Annotated in this window: 22 protein-coding genes; 13 read left to right on the top strand and 9 right to left on the bottom strand. The window is 42.9% G+C overall.

What is annotated here, in order from left to right:
* Positions 1-49: 49 nt before the first annotated feature.
* On the bottom strand, positions 50-307 hold the full coding sequence (locus MKI85_RS05670; protein ID WP_241625830.1) for a cytoplasmic protein: 258 nt from the start codon (positions 305-307) through the stop codon (positions 50-52).
* A gap of 149 nt (positions 308-456) precedes the next feature.
* Between MKI85_RS05670 and rdgB the strand changes: the two genes are divergently transcribed.
* A complete protein-coding gene (gene rdgB, locus MKI85_RS05665) occupies positions 457-1,083 on the top strand; it encodes an RdgB/HAM1 family non-canonical purine NTP pyrophosphatase (RefSeq protein ID WP_241625828.1) in 627 nt (208 codons plus the stop codon).
* A 57-nt stretch (positions 1,084-1,140) separates the two neighbouring features.
* Here rdgB and MKI85_RS05660 read toward each other — a convergent pair whose 3' ends face one another.
* On the bottom strand, positions 1,141-2,019 hold the full coding sequence (locus tag MKI85_RS05660) for an AEC family transporter (protein WP_241625826.1): 879 nt from the start codon (positions 2,017-2,019) through the stop codon (positions 1,141-1,143).
* Between the two features lie 152 nt (positions 2,020-2,171).
* Here MKI85_RS05660 and tatA point away from each other — a divergent pair, with 152 nt between their 5' ends.
* The 4 genes from tatA to MKI85_RS05640 all read left to right on the top strand — a co-directional run bounded on the left by tatA (position 2,172) and on the right by MKI85_RS05640 (position 5,987).
* Positions 2,172-2,390, top strand: coding sequence for a Sec-independent protein translocase subunit TatA (tatA, locus tag MKI85_RS05655; protein ID WP_241625824.1), 219 nt, complete (start codon positions 2,172-2,174; stop codon positions 2,388-2,390).
* 18 nt (positions 2,391-2,408) lie between these two features.
* A complete protein-coding gene (tatB, locus tag MKI85_RS05650; protein ID WP_241625822.1) occupies positions 2,409-2,873 on the top strand; it encodes a Sec-independent protein translocase protein TatB in 465 nt (154 codons plus the stop codon).
* Positions 2,870-3,652, top strand: a complete 783-nt coding sequence (gene tatC, locus MKI85_RS05645; RefSeq protein ID WP_413351337.1) for a twin-arginine translocase subunit TatC — start codon at positions 2,870-2,872, stop codon at positions 3,650-3,652. Before tatB ends, tatC begins: the two co-directional genes overlap by 4 nt.
* 157 nt (positions 3,653-3,809) lie before the next feature.
* Positions 3,810-5,987, top strand: a complete 2,178-nt coding sequence (locus MKI85_RS05640; protein ID WP_241625820.1) for a PhoX family protein — start codon at positions 3,810-3,812, stop codon at positions 5,985-5,987.
* A gap of 41 nt (positions 5,988-6,028) precedes the next feature.
* Here MKI85_RS05640 and MKI85_RS05635 read toward each other — a convergent pair whose 3' ends face one another.
* A complete protein-coding gene (locus MKI85_RS05635) occupies positions 6,029-6,823 on the bottom strand; it encodes an NRDE family protein (RefSeq protein ID WP_241625818.1) in 795 nt (264 codons plus the stop codon).
* A gap of 93 nt (positions 6,824-6,916) precedes the next feature.
* On the opposite strand from MKI85_RS05635, the gene lgt reads away from it, so the two are divergent.
* From lgt to MKI85_RS05620, 3 genes are all read left to right on the top strand, one after another.
* Positions 6,917-7,729 (top strand): prolipoprotein diacylglyceryl transferase, encoded by an 813-nt coding sequence (lgt, locus tag MKI85_RS05630; RefSeq protein ID WP_241625816.1) that lies wholly within the window; start codon positions 6,917-6,919, stop codon positions 7,727-7,729.
* A gap of 94 nt (positions 7,730-7,823) precedes the next feature.
* Positions 7,824-8,207 (top strand): hypothetical protein, encoded by a 384-nt coding sequence (locus MKI85_RS05625; RefSeq protein ID WP_241625815.1) that lies wholly within the window; start codon positions 7,824-7,826, stop codon positions 8,205-8,207.
* Positions 8,207-8,578, top strand: coding sequence for a hypothetical protein (locus tag MKI85_RS05620; RefSeq protein ID WP_241625813.1), 372 nt, complete (start codon positions 8,207-8,209; stop codon positions 8,576-8,578). The genes MKI85_RS05625 and MKI85_RS05620 overlap by 1 nt, the downstream gene beginning before the upstream one ends.
* A 101-nt stretch (positions 8,579-8,679) precedes the next feature.
* On the opposite strand, the gene MKI85_RS05615 is transcribed toward MKI85_RS05620, so the two are convergent.
* Positions 8,680-9,189 carry a CHAP domain-containing protein gene (locus MKI85_RS05615; RefSeq protein WP_241625811.1) on the bottom strand — a complete coding sequence of 170 codons (510 nt, stop codon included), beginning with the start codon at positions 9,187-9,189 and terminating at the stop codon, positions 8,680-8,682.
* Positions 9,190-9,600: 411 nt separating this feature from the next.
* On the opposite strand from MKI85_RS05615, the gene thyA reads away from it, so the two are divergent.
* The 5 genes from thyA (at position 9,601) to msrA (ending at position 13,301) form a co-directional block, all read left to right on the top strand.
* A complete protein-coding gene (thyA, locus tag MKI85_RS05610) occupies positions 9,601-10,443 on the top strand; it encodes a thymidylate synthase (RefSeq protein ID WP_241625809.1) in 843 nt (280 codons plus the stop codon).
* Positions 10,444-10,514: 71 nt separating this feature from the next.
* Positions 10,515-11,027 (top strand): dihydrofolate reductase, encoded by a 513-nt coding sequence (locus MKI85_RS05605; protein WP_241625807.1) that lies wholly within the window; start codon positions 10,515-10,517, stop codon positions 11,025-11,027.
* A gap of 23 nt (positions 11,028-11,050) precedes the next feature.
* Positions 11,051-12,088, top strand: a complete 1,038-nt coding sequence (locus tag MKI85_RS05600) for a lipoprotein N-acyltransferase Lnb domain-containing protein (RefSeq protein WP_241625804.1) — start codon at positions 11,051-11,053, stop codon at positions 12,086-12,088.
* A gap of 113 nt (positions 12,089-12,201) precedes the next feature.
* A complete protein-coding gene (locus MKI85_RS05595; protein ID WP_241625802.1) occupies positions 12,202-12,657 on the top strand; it encodes an META domain-containing protein in 456 nt (151 codons plus the stop codon).
* A gap of 119 nt (positions 12,658-12,776) precedes the next feature.
* A complete protein-coding gene (gene msrA, locus MKI85_RS05590) occupies positions 12,777-13,301 on the top strand; it encodes a peptide-methionine (S)-S-oxide reductase MsrA (RefSeq protein ID WP_241625800.1) in 525 nt (174 codons plus the stop codon).
* Positions 13,302-13,353: 52 nt separating this feature from the next.
* Here msrA and MKI85_RS05585 read toward each other — a convergent pair whose 3' ends face one another.
* The 5 genes from MKI85_RS05585 to MKI85_RS05565 form a co-directional block, all read right to left on the bottom strand.
* Complete coding sequence (locus MKI85_RS05585; RefSeq protein WP_241625798.1) at positions 13,354-13,758, bottom strand: ExbD/TolR family protein; 405 nt, start codon at positions 13,756-13,758, stop codon at positions 13,354-13,356.
* The gene (locus MKI85_RS05580; RefSeq protein WP_241625796.1) at positions 13,758-14,381 is read right to left on the bottom strand and encodes a MotA/TolQ/ExbB proton channel family protein; all 624 of its coding nucleotides are present in this window, start codon (positions 14,379-14,381) and stop codon (positions 13,758-13,760) included. The genes MKI85_RS05585 and MKI85_RS05580 overlap by 1 nt, the downstream gene beginning before the upstream one ends.
* Before the next feature lie 19 nt (positions 14,382-14,400).
* On the bottom strand, positions 14,401-15,174 hold the full coding sequence (locus MKI85_RS05575; protein ID WP_241625794.1) for an energy transducer TonB family protein: 774 nt from the start codon (positions 15,172-15,174) through the stop codon (positions 14,401-14,403).
* 216 nt (positions 15,175-15,390) lie between these two features.
* Positions 15,391-16,257 (bottom strand): formyltetrahydrofolate deformylase, encoded by an 867-nt coding sequence (gene purU / locus MKI85_RS05570; protein WP_241625792.1) that lies wholly within the window; start codon positions 16,255-16,257, stop codon positions 15,391-15,393.
* Positions 16,258-16,338: 81 nt separating this feature from the next.
* Complete coding sequence (locus MKI85_RS05565) at positions 16,339-17,031, bottom strand: TetR/AcrR family transcriptional regulator (RefSeq protein WP_100240559.1); 693 nt, start codon at positions 17,029-17,031, stop codon at positions 16,339-16,341.
* Positions 17,032-17,043: the final 12 nt, after the last annotated feature.

The raw sequence follows: 17,043 nt of genomic DNA, 5'->3' as shown, positions 1-17,043 counted from the left end.
TTGCATTCTATTTTTTAAAAGCACCTTCGGGTGCTTTTTTATTTACTCGCTAAAACCAGTGTATATGCATGGCTTTTAAAAACTCAGCGTTAACTGGATAACCTGAAGCTGAACCGATCACCGCATCAATCCCACAATAGGGGCAAATTGCGGTGTTTGCTTGATCTGTCCACGCTTGGATTTGCGCATATTGAAAAGTTTCTAAACAGTAAAAACAACCACAGAGATGACTATCTTGCAGGATATGCCGATGACGACTTGAAACCGCATATGCTGTGTATAAATCATCATGTTGCCAATTATGCATGACTCACCTATTTTGCTCGCTGACTGAGTTTTATCACACTGGACTTCATTGATAAAAAACAAGCAATAAAGCCGCCTGTTATAAATATAATCCGACTCCCAAACTAAAATCGACTAAAATATGCCAATTCAAGAATTAGGGTGATGTTCATGTCTGCACAAGATTGGTTATCTAAGGGTACTTTGGTACTTGCCAGCAATAACAAAGGCAAAATTGCTGAATTTGAAAAACTTTTTGCCGAACTGCAACTGCCAGTCAACGTTGTGCCTCAAGGTCAACTCAATATTGAAGATGCTGTTGAAGATGGTCTCAGTTTTATTGAAAATGCCATCATTAAAGCCCGTCACGCTTCCCGTATTTCAGGCAAACCAGCGATTGCAGATGACTCAGGTATTTGTGTCCCTGTTTTAGGTGGAGCACCAGGCATTTATTCTGCACGTTTTGCAGGTGAACATGGCGATGATGCAGCCAACAATGAAAAGCTATTAGCGCAATTAAAACCGCTGCGCAAAGATAGTGAAGCAATTGAAGGTATGTTCGTGTGTGTTTTGGCACTAGTACAACATGCCGATGATCCACTCCCACAAATTTTCCAAGGCATCTGGAAAGGTGAAGTGTTGGAAGCAGCACGTGGTGAAAATGGTTTTGGTTATGACCCGCTATTCTGGTTACCTGAACTGGGCATTTCTAGTGCTGAAATGAGTAAAGAAGAAAAAAATAAAATCAGCCATCGTGGTCAAGCCATGCAGTTATTCAAACATAGTCTGGAAAAATAACTTCCTGACTCACTAATGTATCAAGTCCTCTCTCCATTCAGGAGAGAAGACTTCTCCTCAAGACATCAGATGCAGCATAAATCCATATAGACTCACCACCACGCAACTGACCATTGTCCCCGAAGCAATCGATTTGGCTGAGGTTCCCGTGCCCTGATAATGAGTTTCCAATGCCACAATATTGGCTGCGGGCGGCAAACAGAACAACAAAAACATGACCCCAATAGATTGTTCAATCTGTGGAATGGGGATAAAACGATAAGTCAGACCACAAAGAACTAAGCCACACAACAATTTCAGTACAGCCATTTGGCTACTTTGCCACAAGTCAGAAGCTTGGACTTTGGTGTACCGAAGCCACATTCCCAAAACACACATGCCTGAAAAGCTCATGCCCAACTTTGCAGCGGCATAAATCCAATCTATCCCATGCTGTTCTAGCCAGTGCTGTATACCAAACAACCAGAACAGTGCTGCCAAACTTAAAGCTATAATCGGAGGAGAATATGCCACCTTTTTAACCATAGAGCTGAATGGTTGTGGCACATCACTGACCGCGGTCACTGCCCAGAGATTGCCAAAAATAGAACCTCCAATATACAACGCCACCATGGCAGGACTAATTTTTGCACCAAACAAAGCGATGGCAAATGGGAAGCCTAACCATGCCATATTGACATAACTAAAGCACAAGGCACTCAGTTTGTTGTTAGAAAAATAAAGGAAACCGTAGAACAGCAGAATGGCGACCACAAAGCTAAATAGCATCAAGCTCAAGCTGCCTGCTTGGTAAAACACCATATTGTAAATAATCACAATCGGAATAAAACAACGCGCCAATAAGCTCGATAAAACGGTTTTTAATTGCGTGGCTACTGGTGTTGTGGCAAGCATTAAACCCGTTAAAAATGCCAATAGCGGCAACAGCAAAGCCACATTCATATTCCTTGAAATTTCACCGAATTATCATAACACCCATTCCGCCGATGATGCGCAGCCTCCACTGTCTTGAAATTGCAATCCTATCGTCACACCCCTGTCATCTTGAGCTGTTGAGATAAGGCATAACTAAAAATGAGGAAATTATGATGGCTGGTTTATCAATTTGGCATGTGCTGATTTTTGCTATTGTCGTGATCTTACTGTTTGGTACATCAAAACTGAAAAACTTGGGTAAAGATGTCGGCGGTGCAATTAAAGATTTTAAAAAATCTGTTAAAGACGATGAAACCACTGCAGCACTCAATGAGCCACGTACTTTAGAACATCAAAATACTGCTGAAGTGAAAACTTCAACACGTTCATAAGTGACAGGTAATCATTAAATGCTCAATATTGGAATGACTGAACTGCTGACCTTCGGCATCATTGCATTATTGGTGCTCGGTCCAGACAAACTGCCCGAAACAGCGCGTTTTGCGGGCAAATGGTATGGCAAACTGAAACGTATGATCAGCAATGTGCAAAATGACATTGACCGTGAATTACGCATGTCTGAATTACGTGAACAAATGCAAAATGAGATGAAGCGCATTCAAGAACTTGAGCAAAAAATGCAGGCTCAGATGCAGGAACTACAACAACAAAACCATAGCGCGATCGAACAACAACAGCAAAACAGCGTTACTCAAAATAAGAATTTAGTTTTGACTTATATTCCACTCGAACAACAAAAATACGCCATGCTTCATCGACATCCTGCACCTTCATTCAAACTGCCTAAAAATGAGAAGACTACGGCTTCAGTGAATGCTTTTGATCAATTACCTGAGTTAAAGGTGGCGGTATGAACATGCCTGTAGAATCTCAAAATCTGCCAAGCACCATGCAACCAACGCAAGCCCCTTTAGAAGAAATGCCAATCACCAAACATTTGGTTGCATTAAGACAGCATTTATTCAAAATTGTCGGCTTATTGATTGTACTGTTCTTTTGCTTATTGCCTTTTGCCAATCAGACCTATCAGTTGATGTCTGAGCCTTTACGCGCACAGCTACCCATATCATCTTCCATGATTGCGACCGATGTCACCGCAACCTTTATGGCACCGTTTAAGCTGAATTTTTTTGTGGCACTGATGTTGGCAATGCCGTTTATTCTTTATCAAATCTGGGTATTTATTAAACCAGCACTGTATGAAAAAGAAAAATCGCTGGCGCTACCTTTATTGGTGGGCAGTATCAGTTTGTTTTATGCAGGGATTGCCTTTGCCTACTATGTGGCTTTGCCTTCAATCTTGCATTTCTTTATGAGTGTCACGCCCGAAACTGTGGCACCGATGACCGATATTAATAGTTATTTAAGCTTCTGTTTAAAACTGTTTTTGGTGTTTGGTCTGACCTTTGAAATTCCTGTGATCACACTGTTGCTGATTTTAATTGGTCTAGTTTCGACACAGCAGTTGGTTGAGAAACGGCGCTTTATTGTGGTCGGGTGCTTCTTTGTCTCCATGTTTGTCACTCCACCCGATGCATTATCGATGATTATGTTGGCAGTCCCGATGTGGATGCTGTTTGAGTTGGGGCTATTGTTTGGCAAGCTGATTGAAAAGAAACGACGTCTGGCCTAAACATCACTGTTTTAACTCAGCAGACTTCGGTCTGCTTTTTTTTCATCAAAGTGACTTAATTTCTTCACTAGATTTTCACTATTTGGTAAAAGCTTTGTCATATTTATTCCATAAGTTAATGAGGACTTTATAACTCATTGATGAATTGGGAAAAATCATGACCGAGCTGACGCCATATCATGAAGATCAGGAACTAGATAACAACACCTCTACGAATGTACATTTCCGTGACATTTTAGAACAACGGATGACTCGTCGTAGCTTGATTGGGAAAACCGCAAGCGGTGCTGTCGCGCTAGCTTTGGCATCCTCATTAACCGCGTGTAGTGACGATGATGATAATTCAACACCGCCAAGCACGACTCCTGTAGATCCAGATCAAAAACCAACAGAGTTAACATTCTCTGTGGTTGATAAGAACCTGAATGACATTGTGACCGTACCAGAAGGCTATCAAGCAACAGTATTGTATGCGCTGGGTGACTCAATCAATCCAAGCTATGCAGATTGGGATGACAACAATGTGCCTTCAGGTCCAAGCTTCCAATTCCGTTCTGGTGACTGCCACGACGGTATGCACTACTTTGGCTTAAACAGCACGACCAGTAAATTCGATGACACGGTCTCGACTGAAGGTTTACTGGTCATGAACCATGAATATATCAATCAAACCTTCTTACACCCTACTGGTGCCAGCAAAGTCGATGGTCGCCGTCCTGAAGAAGAAGTGATTCGTGAAACCAATGCACATGGAGTGTCTGTCGTACATATTAAAAAAGACAACTCGACCCAAAAAGTTGAAATTGTGAAAAATTCACTGTTTAACCGTCGTATTACCGCATCTACAGAGATGGACCTTGCTGGTGCTGCAGCGAATTCGGACTTAGTGAAAACCAAGTTTTCCCCAACCGGAACTCAAACGCGTGGCACACATAACAACTGCGGTAATGGCTATACCCCTTGGGGCACTTACCTCACCACAGAAGAAAACTTTATTGGTTATTTTGCCCGTAGTACAACCGATGATGCCAACCGTAGTGCAGCAGAAATCATTGCACTCAAGCGCTACGGGCTCAAAGCAGGTTCTAGCTCACGCTACGGCTGGGAAACAGCACAAGGTCTAGTTGAATCTCAAGACCTGTATGATCGTTGGAATGCCGATGTCATCGCTGACCAAGCGACTTCAGACTACCGTAATGGTCCAAATACATTTGGTTGGATGGTTGAGATTGACCCATTTAATCGTGGTGAAAATCCTGTGAAACGTACTTCTTTAGGTCGTTTTGCCCATGAAGATAGTGCTTGTCGTGCAGTAGAAGGTGAACCTTTAGCCTTCTATATGGGCGATGACTCACGCGGTGAATACATCTATAAATTTGTATCTTCTGCCAACTGGGACAGCAAAGATGTGAATGGTGGATATACCGCTGGCGACAAATACATGAATAATGGAACCTTATACGTCGCCAAATTCAACAGTGATGGTTCAGGTCAGTGGTTAGAACTTAGTTATGGTAAAAATGGTTTAGATACCTCAAACAGCATCTATCCGTTTAGCTCACAAGCCGATGTGGTGACCTTTGCCCGCCTTGCAGCCGATGCTGTTGGTGCAACCAAAATGGACCGTCCAGAATGGGCAACGGTTAACCCAGTGAATGGTGAAATTTATGTGACGCTCACCAACAACTCGAAACGTGGCTCAGACTATCCAACCGATGCTGCCAACCCACGTAACTATACAGATCCTGAAGGTGGCAAGGGCAACGTCAACGGTCATATCATTCGCTTTAAAGAAGCAGCCAATAAAACTACCGCGACTACTTTCGCTTGGGATATCTATCTATTCGGCTCTGAAGCCTCAATGGATTCAAACATTAACTTGTCAGGTTTGACTGATAATAATGATTTGTCTTCACCTGACGGTATGTGGTTCGACCCACGCGGTGTGCTGTGGATTCAAACTGATGATGGTGCCTATACCGATGTCACCAACTGTATGATGTTAGCAGCCCTGCCAGGTCAAATTGGCGATGGTGGAGCAACAACAGCGATTAATGGTCAAATGACCATCGCAGGCGCCCAAGTGACGGACAAAACCTTACGTCGCTTCTTGGTTGGTCCTAAGGAATGTGAAATTACAGGCATTGCCATGACCCCAGATTACAAGGCTATCTTCATTAATGTACAACACCCAGGTGAAGATTCGGACAGTTATGATGCAGCGACCAGCCATTGGCCTGCAACACAGACTGATCCAAGCAACACCACTGCACGCCCACGTTCTGCAACTGTGGTGATTACCCGTAAAGATGGTGGTGTGATTGCGGGTGCATAATCATAAGTTTTAAAAAAATGCCGACCTCGTGTCGGCATTTTTTATGCTTCAGACTGATTAATTAAGGGAGTTTCTAATACTACGATCTGCCCTTGAACTTCACCTTGTTGCGATTTCTCCTGCCAGTCCCAGCGCTCATGACTCATTCTTAAAAAATTGGAACAACGGGTGCCATAAACAGGACTTTGAATAAAGGTTGAAGACAATAACGCTTCCATTTCCGCACTAATCCCTGTGTCAGGTAACAGTTCTGGAATAATTTTGCGTTCATCTTCTAAGATATCCCAGACTGCATATTGCAGCTCGGCTTCTGAACTTTGTTCACGTTGTAGCATCGGCAATAATTCTTGAGTAAACCGTTTACGCAAATGTCGGGTTTTCTCCCAATGCTCGGTCATTAAACCATTGGACACCACATATACCCCTTTGGCGAGTACTTGCGGTGCTTCTCCACGATTACTCATATAAATTGCCTGTTCCCGATCGCCCAAGAACAAATTAAACCCTGCATAGTCTCGTTGCTGCTGTTCCAGCTGTTTTGCAAATCGAATTGGTGCCAGATCTGACTCTAAAAAGGCTTGTACCAAATGCCCGCGTGACGTTGGATAATTTTGTTGATCTCGTCCATCACGAAAGTTGGTCACAATTGCCCAACGTCCAGTCGCTGTCACTCCCATCCATGTGCCGCCCGACTGTAAGTCCTTGCCTGCAATCACTAGACTATCTGACCATACCGATAAGGCTTGCGTTGGGCGATGATAAAACTCATCCCGATTAGAAATTAGACATAATGGCGTGTGTTCTAAAATATGCCATGCGATTGCCACAATACACATAAAATTTGCTCTATATCTTTACACATTGAATGTACAACATTTTTCATAGTATTCCGCTAAAATCTGTTCAAAACAGAATGACTAGGAACAGGCATGCTCACCTATCCAAATATCGACCCGATTGCAATTTCGTTGGGTCCTTTACAAGTTCATTGGTATGGACTGATGTATTTACTGGCCTTTCTCTTTGCATGGGGTCTTGCAACGTATCGCGCCAAACTCAGAACAGGCTGGACCTCTGATATGGTTTCCGATCTGATTTTCTATGGCGCACTGGGTGTCGTCATTGGCGGTCGTGTCGGTTATGTATTCTTTTATGGCTTTGAACAATTCCTTGCTAACCCACTGTGGTTATTCCAAGTTTGGACAGGCGGCATGAGCTTCCATGGCGGCTTCCTTGGGGTCATGATTGCCATGCTGCTCTGGTGTAAAAAATATCAGATGACCTGGTTCCAGACCTTAGACTTTATTGCACCGTGTGTCCCGACAGGCTTGATGTTTGGTCGTATTGGTAACTTTATTGGTGGCGAACTGTATGGTCGCCCTGTGTCTGACCCTAACTTTGCGCTCGGTATGATTTTTCCGACCGATCCATTACAACTGGTACGCCATCCTTCACAGCTTTACCAAGCGCTGTGTGAAGGTCTGATTCTGTTTATCGTGCTTTGGTGGTTCAGTTCTAAACCGCGTCCTCGTATGGCGGTATCAGCCCTGTTCCTGATTGGTTATGGAATTGCGCGTTTCGTGGTCGAGTTTTTCCGCGAACCAGACAATGGGCAACTGTTTATTGGCTGGATGAGTAAAGGACAATTCCTAACCATTCCTATGATTCTGATTGGCTTCTGGATGATGTGGTATGCCTATCAGAAGAAAGTTTATGATTGGGGTCCACTCAAAAACAATTAATTCACTTCATGCTGCTCTCCAGAGCACGACCCGTGCGTCGTGCTCTGGCATATGCTAAAGTTTAAGCTCTGTTAGCCACCCTCTCCATAAAATTATGCTCGAATTCTGGTTTGATCCTAAAATTGCGGTGCTTAAAAAACTGGCACTGTTTGTCCTCATTGGCTTAGTGACAGCAGCTCTGTATTGGATGCAACCGTTAAAACCTGATGCGATTCTAATGTTCATGGGAACAGGGATTGTGTTTCTGATTTGTCGTTATTGCAAAATTCATTTTGCAGCGCAAAATCCTACAGGACTACTCTATCGCGTGCTGACTTGGATTCCGCTGGCACTGCTACTCGCCTTAATTTTTATGCATCTCCAGTCAGGTGACATCCTGATTCCAGGTGCACAAGGCATTGGCTTTATGGCTTTAGCGATTTGCCTGTTTTCACCCTTATCTCTGCTGAATCAGCACAAGCTGGATCAATCCCACTGATGCTTGGCTTTTGGTATTCAAAGCGCTGTAACCGCGAAATCAAACTGGTCAGCAGTATTGTAGTTTGTATTGGGATTTATCTCTGTTCAACTGTTGCAGAATTAGCACCCCTCTGGGTCGTTATAAGTCTGTTCTTGGGGTTTCTCACCCATGTACTCTATACACTGTATCTAAAGTTAACGCCTTCGCATACTTACCGAAATACCCTTCACAATGGGATTTATATTTTTCAACTGTTTGCACTTCTAAGTCTGGCTTATGTCTTACCCGAGCAACACAAATGGGTATTGTGGTTGCAATGTCTCGGCTTTGATACAGTTGGATTATTCTTGACTTCAATTTATAGTCATCGTGCCAAAAGACATGATTAATCGCGCTACCCATCCAGATTCTTCAGATGGATAGCTATAAAAAAGACCGTTTATCCATCATCGATAAACGGTCTTTTTTATGCCCGAATCACGTGCATGTTTTAGTGATCTAAGCGGTAATAGCTATAACGAACGTTGGCATTTTTATAAACAGCATAGCCCGCTTGTTTGAAATCTGAGACCCAGCTTGAGCCAGAATAGCCCGCAATATGTCCATAAGTATGACCTTGAGTACGATCAATAATATAGATATCGCCTTTCTTCGGTTGGTCAAATGAAGGGGAAATACGGCGATAACCCAGTCTTTCTAAGGTATTGCCCCAATCGGCAGCAGCAACAGGATGATTCTGTACATTTGCACCAGCCGACTGTAGTGCAAGGCGAATACTCTTGGCACACTTTTGAGTACTGGTACGGCGGGTAATACTGCTTAATTTTTGCGTGAATTTATCAATATCGATACGCTGCGCATTACTTGAAGTGTAGTTACGATTGCGTTCAGTGTTAGAGCGTTTGCTATCTGGTCTTTGTTGCACATTAGAACGAATCATGATTTGTGTTTCGGCAGGAGCATGAATATCACTCATACCCGTATTTACATCATAAATCATCCTAAAACCTCAAACTTCTTACATCAAACACAAAAAAACTGAGTGCCGATAGTAGCCCCTGAAACTTAATTTTTCAGGCGTAAAATGTAAAAAAATATAAATATGTAACAAAGTAACAGTTAACTCACTCTTTTTAGGGAAATTGCATTTTGCTTCAACTGATCTTTTTGTATAAAAAATAATCAACACTCTAATTTACTTCTCACATGAAACCGCGCTTAATCTGGCTTGATCCAATACATTTCACATAACTTTTTATAGTACCAACGACCCTAACAGAGCTTTCCAATCGTGGGTGCTTTACACTACACAATTCAGTATAATCGTCCCCATATTTTAGAATTTAGATTGGGAAAGACAGGTCATTTCACAACAGGTCTCCTCCCCCCAAATTGTTTATTTGAGAGTTTTATGAAAACGTATTTAGACCTTCTACAACACATCCTCGATCACGGCGGTGATAAAGGCGACCGTACAGGTACAGGTACGCGTTCGGTATTTGGTCATCAAATGCGTTTTGACCTGAATCAAGGTTTCCCTTTGCTGACCACCAAGAAAGTTCACTTCCGTTCTATTGTGATTGAACTGTTGTGGTTCCTCAAAGGCGATACCAATGTTCAATACTTACAAGATAATAAAGTCAGCATTTGGGACGAATGGGCAACGGCTGAACAGACAGCTCGTTTTGGTCGACCTGAAGGCGAACTCGGCCCTGTCTATGGTCATCAATGGCGTAACTTTGGTGCAACCCAAATTGAGAATGGACTCTATGCCCAAGATGGTTTTGACCAAATTTCTTGGTTGGTGAATGAAATTAAAACCAATCCAAATTCACGACGTCTGATTGTTTCTGGCTGGAATCCACAAGAAGCAGGTCAAGTGGCACTGCCGCCTTGCCATACCCTGTTCCAGTTCTTTGTGCAGGATGGCAAACTGTCTTGCCAGCTGTATCAGCGTAGTGCAGATGTGTTCTTGGGCGTACCCTTTAATATTGCCAGTTATGCCTTACTCACGCATATGATTGCGCAAGTGTGTGGCTTAGGTGTCGGTGATTTTGTCTGGACTGGTGGTGATACACATTTGTATGCCAACCACTTTGAACAAGCCAAACTCCAACTCAGCCGTGAACCTTTAAGTTTGTGCCAGTTAAAGCTCAATCCAGAGATTCAAGATATCTTCGATTTTAAATTTGAAGATATTGAAATTGTCGGCTACGAATCACATCCAGCAATTAAAGCACCTGTTGCCGTTTAAGCTTCAGGCAAGATGCGTTCTGCATTGAGAAAGCATCTTTTCTTCAAAATAATTAAATAGGTCAGTGATTAATGGCATTCCAGAATTTAGAAGTTGTGCATGTCGTAGCAATGGATCAGCAACGCTGTATCGGCAAAGGCAACGATTTACCGTGGCATATTCCTGCCGACCTTAAACACTTTAAAGCCATCACCCAAGGTGGTGTCGTGGTGATGGGACGAAAAACGCTGGAATCGATGGGACGTACCTTACCAAAGCGCGTGAATTGGGTGATTACCCGCGATCCAAACTGGTCTTTTGAAGGCACCAAAGTCGCGTATAGTATCGATGAAGCATTGACGCAAGCCGTGGCTGATGTACTTGCCTCAGAAAAACCTGAGAGCATTTTTATCATTGGTGGCGGTGAAATCTTTAAGCAAACCATGGATATTGCCGATCGTCTGGAATTGACCCATGTCGAGCTTGATGTACAGGGTGATGCGTATTATCCTGAAATCCCAGCTGAATTTAAAAAAATCAGCTCAGCAAAACAACAAGATGAAAATACTGGCATTATGTTTGAGTTTGCAACCTACACCAAATAACCCTTCTACATGAGTGGCTGAATATGCAGCAAAAAGGATCAGATTCATTGTTGTTCAAAACACTCCAATGGTTGCTCCACTGTATTTTCAGCCTGTTTGTACTGCTATCTTCACTCTGGCTGTGCCTCGCCCTGTGGATTCAGCAGCCCATTCATCCTATTGTGACCTACGGCTTAATTATCGCGTGGGCATGCTTTTCCCTCAGCATCTTGGGCATCTATTTTAGTCAGCATCTGATCAGTCGAAATAAAGATATTCTGCTCTATGTTTTTGGCTTTTTCTTGGCACTGGGATGGTACTTTGGCTTAGATGCCCGACAAGACCGTGACTGGAATCCTGAAGTCTCTCGACTGTTGAGTTATCAGATTCAGGGCAATCAGGTGACCTTAGACAATGTGCGTGATTTCCACTGGTATTCAGATGGAAGTTATGAAGCAGCATGGCAAACCCGTGTACTGGATTTAAATCAAATTACAGGGGTCAATATTATCACCTCCTACTGGACAGGTCCTCAAATTGCCCACACGCTGGTGAGTTTTGATTTTGCCAATCAAGCCCCGCTCACCTTTTCCATTGAAATTAGGAAAGAGCAAGGTGAGGATTTTTCTGCCATCGGTGGTTTTTTTCGTAAATATGAACTCAATCTGGTCGCGGCCAATGAAACAGATATCATTTACACCCGCAGCAATATCCGTCATGAGCAAGTTTATTTTTTCCCGATCAAAATGTCGAAATCACAGAGTCGAGCGTTGTTTCTTGAATATTTGAACAAAGCCAATGAATTAGCGCAACAGCCGAAATGGTACAACACCCTCAGCAGTAACTGCACCACGCTGGTGTTTGACATGATTCAAGAGGTTTCCCAAAAACCACTCCCTGTCGATTACCGTCTTTTGGCTTCAGGCTATTTACCGAATTATCTCTATGACTTGGATGCAATCTCACATCGTTACAGCCTACATGAATGGTATCGTCGGGCACATGTCAATCCAAAGGTGCAATCTTTAACTTCAGTCCAAGATTATTCCAGCACTATTCGCCAAGGACTACCGACACATTAAGTTCCGTCGTCACAGCGGCAAAGGACAACAAGAAATACGATAATCAACTGGAAATTTACATCTGCTTTGTTTATAACAATATCAAATAAAGTCAAAAAAATTGGAATTACAACATGTTAAAAAAAACCTTAAGTGTTGCCCTACTCGGTTCCGCCTTGCTTTTCACAGGTTGCCAATCTACGCCAACGTCTTCTGCTACTGAGATGAATAATCTACAAATGCTGCAAAACCATACTTGGATCGCGATTCAGATTGGTTCACAAATGATTAAGACCAATCCAAGTGCCCGTAATATTCCAGCACTGCAATTTAATGAAGCAACCAAACGGGTTTCTGGTGCCGATGGGTGTAACCGTTTGATGGGCACCTATCAAGCAACGGGCGATACACTGGTTCTGTCTCAGATGGCATCGACTAAAATGGCGTGTATTGATAGCACTATCCCCAATCAATTTAACGCTGCTCTGGCGAACGTAACCAACTATCAGGTGTATAACAACACCCTGAAACTAATGGATCGTCATGGTAATTTACTGATTGAATTTGCCAGTGCAAAACAACCGCGTTAATCTCATATTTATATAAAGGTCTGTATTACAGACCTTTTTCATATTGATAACCAAATTTACATTGTTGTGCCACAAAGTTCTCTTATAGTGGCGAGCAAGATTGAATTAAGGAAATTGTCATGCAACAGGCATTATTGGGCGGAGGCTGCTTTTGGTGTGTCGAAGCCGTGTTTCTACAATTGAAAGGCGTGACTAAGGTCGTGAGTGGTTATGCTGGTGGGCTGACTGAACACCCAAGTTATGAAGACATCTGTCGTGGCGATACCCAGCATGCCGAAGTGGTTCTGATTGATTTTGATGATACTCAAATTCAATACACGCAATTGCTTGAAGTGTTCTTTGCTACACATGATCCAACCACTTTAAACCGTCAGGGCAATGATATTGGTACCCAATATCGCTCAGTCATTTATTATTTGAATGCCGAGCAACAGCAGCAAGCAGAACAAATCATTGATGAGTTAAAAGCACAAGGCATCAATATTGTCACAGAACTCAGCCCTGCACCAACCTTCTATCCAGCCGAAGAATACCATCAGAATTTCTTTGCGCGGAATCCATCTCAAGGCTACTGCAACTTTGCCATCCCACCAAAGCTGCTGAAACTTCACAGTAAGTTCCAGTCCCTACTCAAAAGCGAATAAACAAGCATAAAAAAAAGCGACCTATGCGGTCGCTTTTTTACCTCTGAGAGGTTTAGTTTTCACTCACAAAAGCAATATCACTGAGTCCGGCTTCACTCGCACGTGACATTACTTGTGCAACGGTGTCATAACGTGATTCTTTATCTGCACGTAATTGTACCGTCGGTTTTTGCTCTGCCTGACCTGCATCATTAAAACGGGTCTGTAACTCGTCTAAGCTAATGATTTGGTCATTCCAAGCCACTTCACCATTGGCATTAATACTGACAGTAATCGCTTCAGGTGGTGGATTCACAATATCCGCAGTGGTTTTTGGTAAGGTTAATGGAATTGATGGGTTGGCAACGGTCGCAGTCACCAGAAAGATGATCATCAATACCAACATAATATCGATGAGCGGAATGAGGTTCATCTCATTCATGCCCGAATCGTTGTCTTCACCCAATTGAAAAGCCATTAAACTTGACCTCCAACTAAACCTTGTTGTGTTGCTTTCGCTTCAACTTTGTGAGTTGCGCTTTCTTGTTGCAACATGGTGTCGATTAATAAGCTGTGTGCTTGATCTTGTAGTTCGTTAGAGAGTGTACGGTTGGCACGCACGCAAATGTTGTATGCCAATACCGCTGGAATCGCGACCGCCAAACCTAGACCCGTCATAATCAAGGCTTCACCCACAGGGGTTGCCACTTGTGCCAAACCTGCTTGACCACTTTTGCCTACCGCAACCAAGGCATGGAAAATACCCCAAACGGTACCGAATAAACCCACAAAAGGCGCAATCGATGCAATGGTACCGAGTACCGATACGCCTTTTTCAGCATTGGCTTTTTCAACAGAAATTTGGCGCAATAATGCTTGTTCTGCAACGGCTTTACGCTGTTCAAAACTGAGCGGCTGCAATTTCGCCTTTAATTTCGTCAATGCTGCAGCAAGTTGAGCATGTGCTTGTTGTTTAAGTTGACGTGTGCCCATCAGACGTAAAATAAAAATCGTCCATGTTGCGATAGACATTGCCAATAATACGAAATACAGGGTTTTGCTCACCGCATCCGCATGTTGCCAATAAACTGAAAAGTTCATACTCGAACTCCTGAAATAGTTAGCCGTTAGGATTCAATGTCAATTCAAATGGTTGCTCTGCACGAATTGGATAAGCAACACCATTTTCCTTGTACGGTTTGAATTTTGCATTACGCACTGCGCGTAAAATCTTTTCATCTAAAGCAGCAATACCCGTCGATTTAGTCACACGAGCATTGGTAATTTTACCTTTTTCATCCGCCTCAATCAGCACCACAATGGTACGGGTCTCACCTTTCAAGTCACTATTGCCATAACTTGGTTTTGGTGAACGACTCCATTGCACGCCTGAACCACCAATTGACACACTCTTGGTTGTCGGTGTTGGTGCCACTTTTTCTGGTACGGGTTCTGCCACAGGTGCAGGCTTACTGACCACTTTGGTTTCGACCGCAGGCTTACTAACCACAGCTGGTTTCTGTGGCTGGATTGTAGGTTGAGTGACTGGTTTGACAATTTCTGCTTTTTTAACTTGTTGAACTTTTTCTATCTTCTTCGGAGGTTGTGGCTGCGGTTTTTCCACCACTTTGACCTCTTTCACTTCCTTCGGCTTAGGCTGTTCTTTTTTCGGTTCAGCTTTCGGCTTTGGCGGTAAAGGCTTTGGTTGTTCTTGAATTTTGACAAATCGTACTTTTAATGGCTCTTTGTCTATGATCGGAAGTTCAGGCGCTTTCATGTGGCTGACCGCCCACAATACCCCAACATGCCCAATGGCAACTGCAATTAAGGCTGAGATGACTTTCTTTTTCATCGGATTTGGAGCTTGCATAGACGGGGTAGAAATTTGACTCATTAGAATCTGTGACCTAAAAGAAGCGACTGCTCACGACAGTTTAATCGTGGATTTAACAATCAAGCTCATCGGTTAGTACAATTAAAGTATCGCAATAATAAATGAGAAGTGTTTTCATTTGCAACTATTAATTTCACTGTTTTGATGAGTTTTTTGAATCAAAATAAAAAAAGGACCGTTAAAAAACTGGTCCTTTTTCGCAGATGCTAAAAATAGTTATTGGAAAACAACTGTTTTATTGCCATCGACAATAATGCGGTCTTCTAAATGCCATTTCACTGCACGTGCCAAGACATTACGTTCAACGTCCTGACCCAATTCACGCAATTGTTCTACAGTAAAGTCATGATTCACGCGTTCTACATCTTGCTCAATGATCGGACCTTGGTCCAAATCAGCCGTTACGTAATGCGCAGTCGCACCAATCAACTTCACCCCTTTCTCATAGGCTTGTTTGTATGGGTTTGCACCCACAAACGCTGGCAAGAACGAGTGGTGAATATTGATAATCTTCATTTCCCAGTGCTTCACAAACTCTTCATCCAGAATTTGCATATAACGTGCTAGCACCAACAAATCATTGCCTTGCATTAATTCATCAATTTTTGCATAGGCTTCGCGCTTGTTTTCTTTGGTCACAGGTACAACTTCGAATGGAATACCGAAGTTTTCTACCGCTTCACGTAAATCAGGATGGTTAGACACCACTTTGGTAATTTCACAAGGCAAACCACCACGCGCATGACGCCATAACAGCTCAAGTAAAGCATGGTCGACTTTAGACACTAAAATACCGACTTTTTTCACGTCACTGACAAATGCAAAACGCCATTGCATGGCATAACGCTCTGCCACATTCACCGCAAAAGTCTGAATCAAACTTTCTTTACGTGATTGCAGGTGCTCCAATTCAAACTCAACACGCATGAAATAACGCCCGCCCGTAGCTTCCGTCGCGTATTGATCAAGTGCGGTAATATTTGCTCCCTGATGATACAAAAAGCTCGATACAGCCTGCACGATACCTGGCTTATCTTCACAAGTAATCAGTAAGCGTGCCGTGTTAGCAGTTGTCATGTTCATGTTGGTTCTTGTTACACCTAATTTCAATAAGCCGAGTATTCTAGCGCGTTTTGCACGCTTTCTAAATAGCTGGTTTCAGCTTCAATTGTTTTTCGCATGTGACAGGCTGGCAAATAACTCCGAAGGACCAAAACTTTCCAGTAAACGCTCATAGGTTTCACGGCTTTCACCACGTAAATATGCCCCTTCAAGGAACACCATTTGACGCAGCGCCTGCCAAACCCATTTTTCTTCCAAATGATTCGAGTCACTGATATGACCCGACATATATAAGAAGTTGGTCCAGTTGGTGAGCACAATCCACAAGTTAATCACCAAGGCTTCAATTTCAGAGGCAGTCATTTGCATCAAACCTGCATCTACAAAAGCTTGATAAATCTTTTGACCTTGTTGCATCACTTGCCCAGCAAAACGTGGGTACATTTTGCGGAAATCTTCATTATTTTCTACCAAGTGATACACATCACGATGTAAAAAACGATAGGCCCATAGCTGGTTGCTTAAGACTTGGAAATAACTGATTTTATCATTCACGTCCAAAGCCCGATCATCAGGAAGTGCAAGCATTTCCAGCGTTTCTCTCTGGTACTGCTCCATCAACTCCTTAATAATTTCGTTTTTATTGCGAAAGTGGTAATACAAATTGCCCGGGCTCATACCCAATTCCGCCGCAATATGATTGGTCGTGACTGAGCGTTCACCACGTTCATTAAACAGCTGCAAACTTAATTGCAAAATGCGTTCTTTGGTTTTCACCGTTTTGGAGTGAGACATCCTAAAGTAACC

Origin of the sequence: Acinetobacter zhairuonensis, from assembly GCF_022601715.1 — a bacterium.
Classification (GTDB): Bacteria; Pseudomonadota; Gammaproteobacteria; order Pseudomonadales; family Moraxellaceae; genus Acinetobacter.
Note: the sequence above shows the minus strand (reverse complement) of the source record. Positions and strands in the feature narration are given on the sequence as shown.

Excerpts from the sequence above, each read along its gene's own strand:
- MKI85_RS05620 (WP_241625813.1), top strand. The coding sequence starts at position 8,207 with ATGCTTGGCTTTTGGTATTCAAAGCGCTGTAACCGCGAAATCAAACTG.
- MKI85_RS05605 (WP_241625807.1), top strand. The coding sequence starts at position 10,515 with ATGGCATTCCAGAATTTAGAAGTTGTGCATGTCGTAGCAATGGATCAG.
- MKI85_RS05585 (WP_241625798.1), bottom strand. The coding sequence starts at position 13,758 with ATGGCTTTTCAATTGGGTGAAGACAACGATTCGGGCATGAATGAGATG.
- msrA (WP_241625800.1), top strand. The coding sequence starts at position 12,777 with ATGCAACAGGCATTATTGGGCGGAGGCTGCTTTTGGTGTGTCGAAGCC.
- MKI85_RS05625 (WP_241625815.1), top strand. The coding sequence starts at position 7,824 with ATGCTCGAATTCTGGTTTGATCCTAAAATTGCGGTGCTTAAAAAACTG.
- tatC (WP_413351337.1), top strand. The coding sequence starts at position 2,870 with ATGAACATGCCTGTAGAATCTCAAAATCTGCCAAGCACCATGCAACCA.
- MKI85_RS05580 (WP_241625796.1), bottom strand. The coding sequence starts at position 14,381 with ATGAACTTTTCAGTTTATTGGCAACATGCGGATGCGGTGAGCAAAACC.
- MKI85_RS05565 (WP_100240559.1), bottom strand. The coding sequence starts at position 17,031 with ATGTCTCACTCCAAAACGGTGAAAACCAAAGAACGCATTTTGCAATTA.
- thyA (WP_241625809.1), top strand. The coding sequence starts at position 9,601 with ATGAAAACGTATTTAGACCTTCTACAACACATCCTCGATCACGGCGGT.
- tatB (WP_241625822.1), top strand. The coding sequence starts at position 2,409 with ATGCTCAATATTGGAATGACTGAACTGCTGACCTTCGGCATCATTGCA.
- MKI85_RS05635 (WP_241625818.1), bottom strand. The coding sequence starts at position 6,823 with ATGTGTATTGTGGCAATCGCATGGCATATTTTAGAACACACGCCATTA.
- tatA (WP_241625824.1), top strand. The coding sequence starts at position 2,172 with ATGGCTGGTTTATCAATTTGGCATGTGCTGATTTTTGCTATTGTCGTG.
- purU (WP_241625792.1), bottom strand. The coding sequence starts at position 16,257 with ATGAACATGACAACTGCTAACACGGCACGCTTACTGATTACTTGTGAA.
- MKI85_RS05615 (WP_241625811.1), bottom strand. The coding sequence starts at position 9,189 with ATGATTTATGATGTAAATACGGGTATGAGTGATATTCATGCTCCTGCC.
- MKI85_RS05595 (WP_241625802.1), top strand. The coding sequence starts at position 12,202 with ATGTTAAAAAAAACCTTAAGTGTTGCCCTACTCGGTTCCGCCTTGCTT.
- rdgB (WP_241625828.1), top strand. The coding sequence starts at position 457 with ATGTCTGCACAAGATTGGTTATCTAAGGGTACTTTGGTACTTGCCAGC.
- MKI85_RS05640 (WP_241625820.1), top strand. The coding sequence starts at position 3,810 with ATGACCGAGCTGACGCCATATCATGAAGATCAGGAACTAGATAACAAC.
- MKI85_RS05600 (WP_241625804.1), top strand. The coding sequence starts at position 11,051 with ATGCAGCAAAAAGGATCAGATTCATTGTTGTTCAAAACACTCCAATGG.
- MKI85_RS05670 (WP_241625830.1), bottom strand. The coding sequence starts at position 307 with ATGCATAATTGGCAACATGATGATTTATACACAGCATATGCGGTTTCA.
- lgt (WP_241625816.1), top strand. The coding sequence starts at position 6,917 with ATGCTCACCTATCCAAATATCGACCCGATTGCAATTTCGTTGGGTCCT.
- MKI85_RS05575 (WP_241625794.1), bottom strand. The coding sequence starts at position 15,174 with ATGAGTCAAATTTCTACCCCGTCTATGCAAGCTCCAAATCCGATGAAA.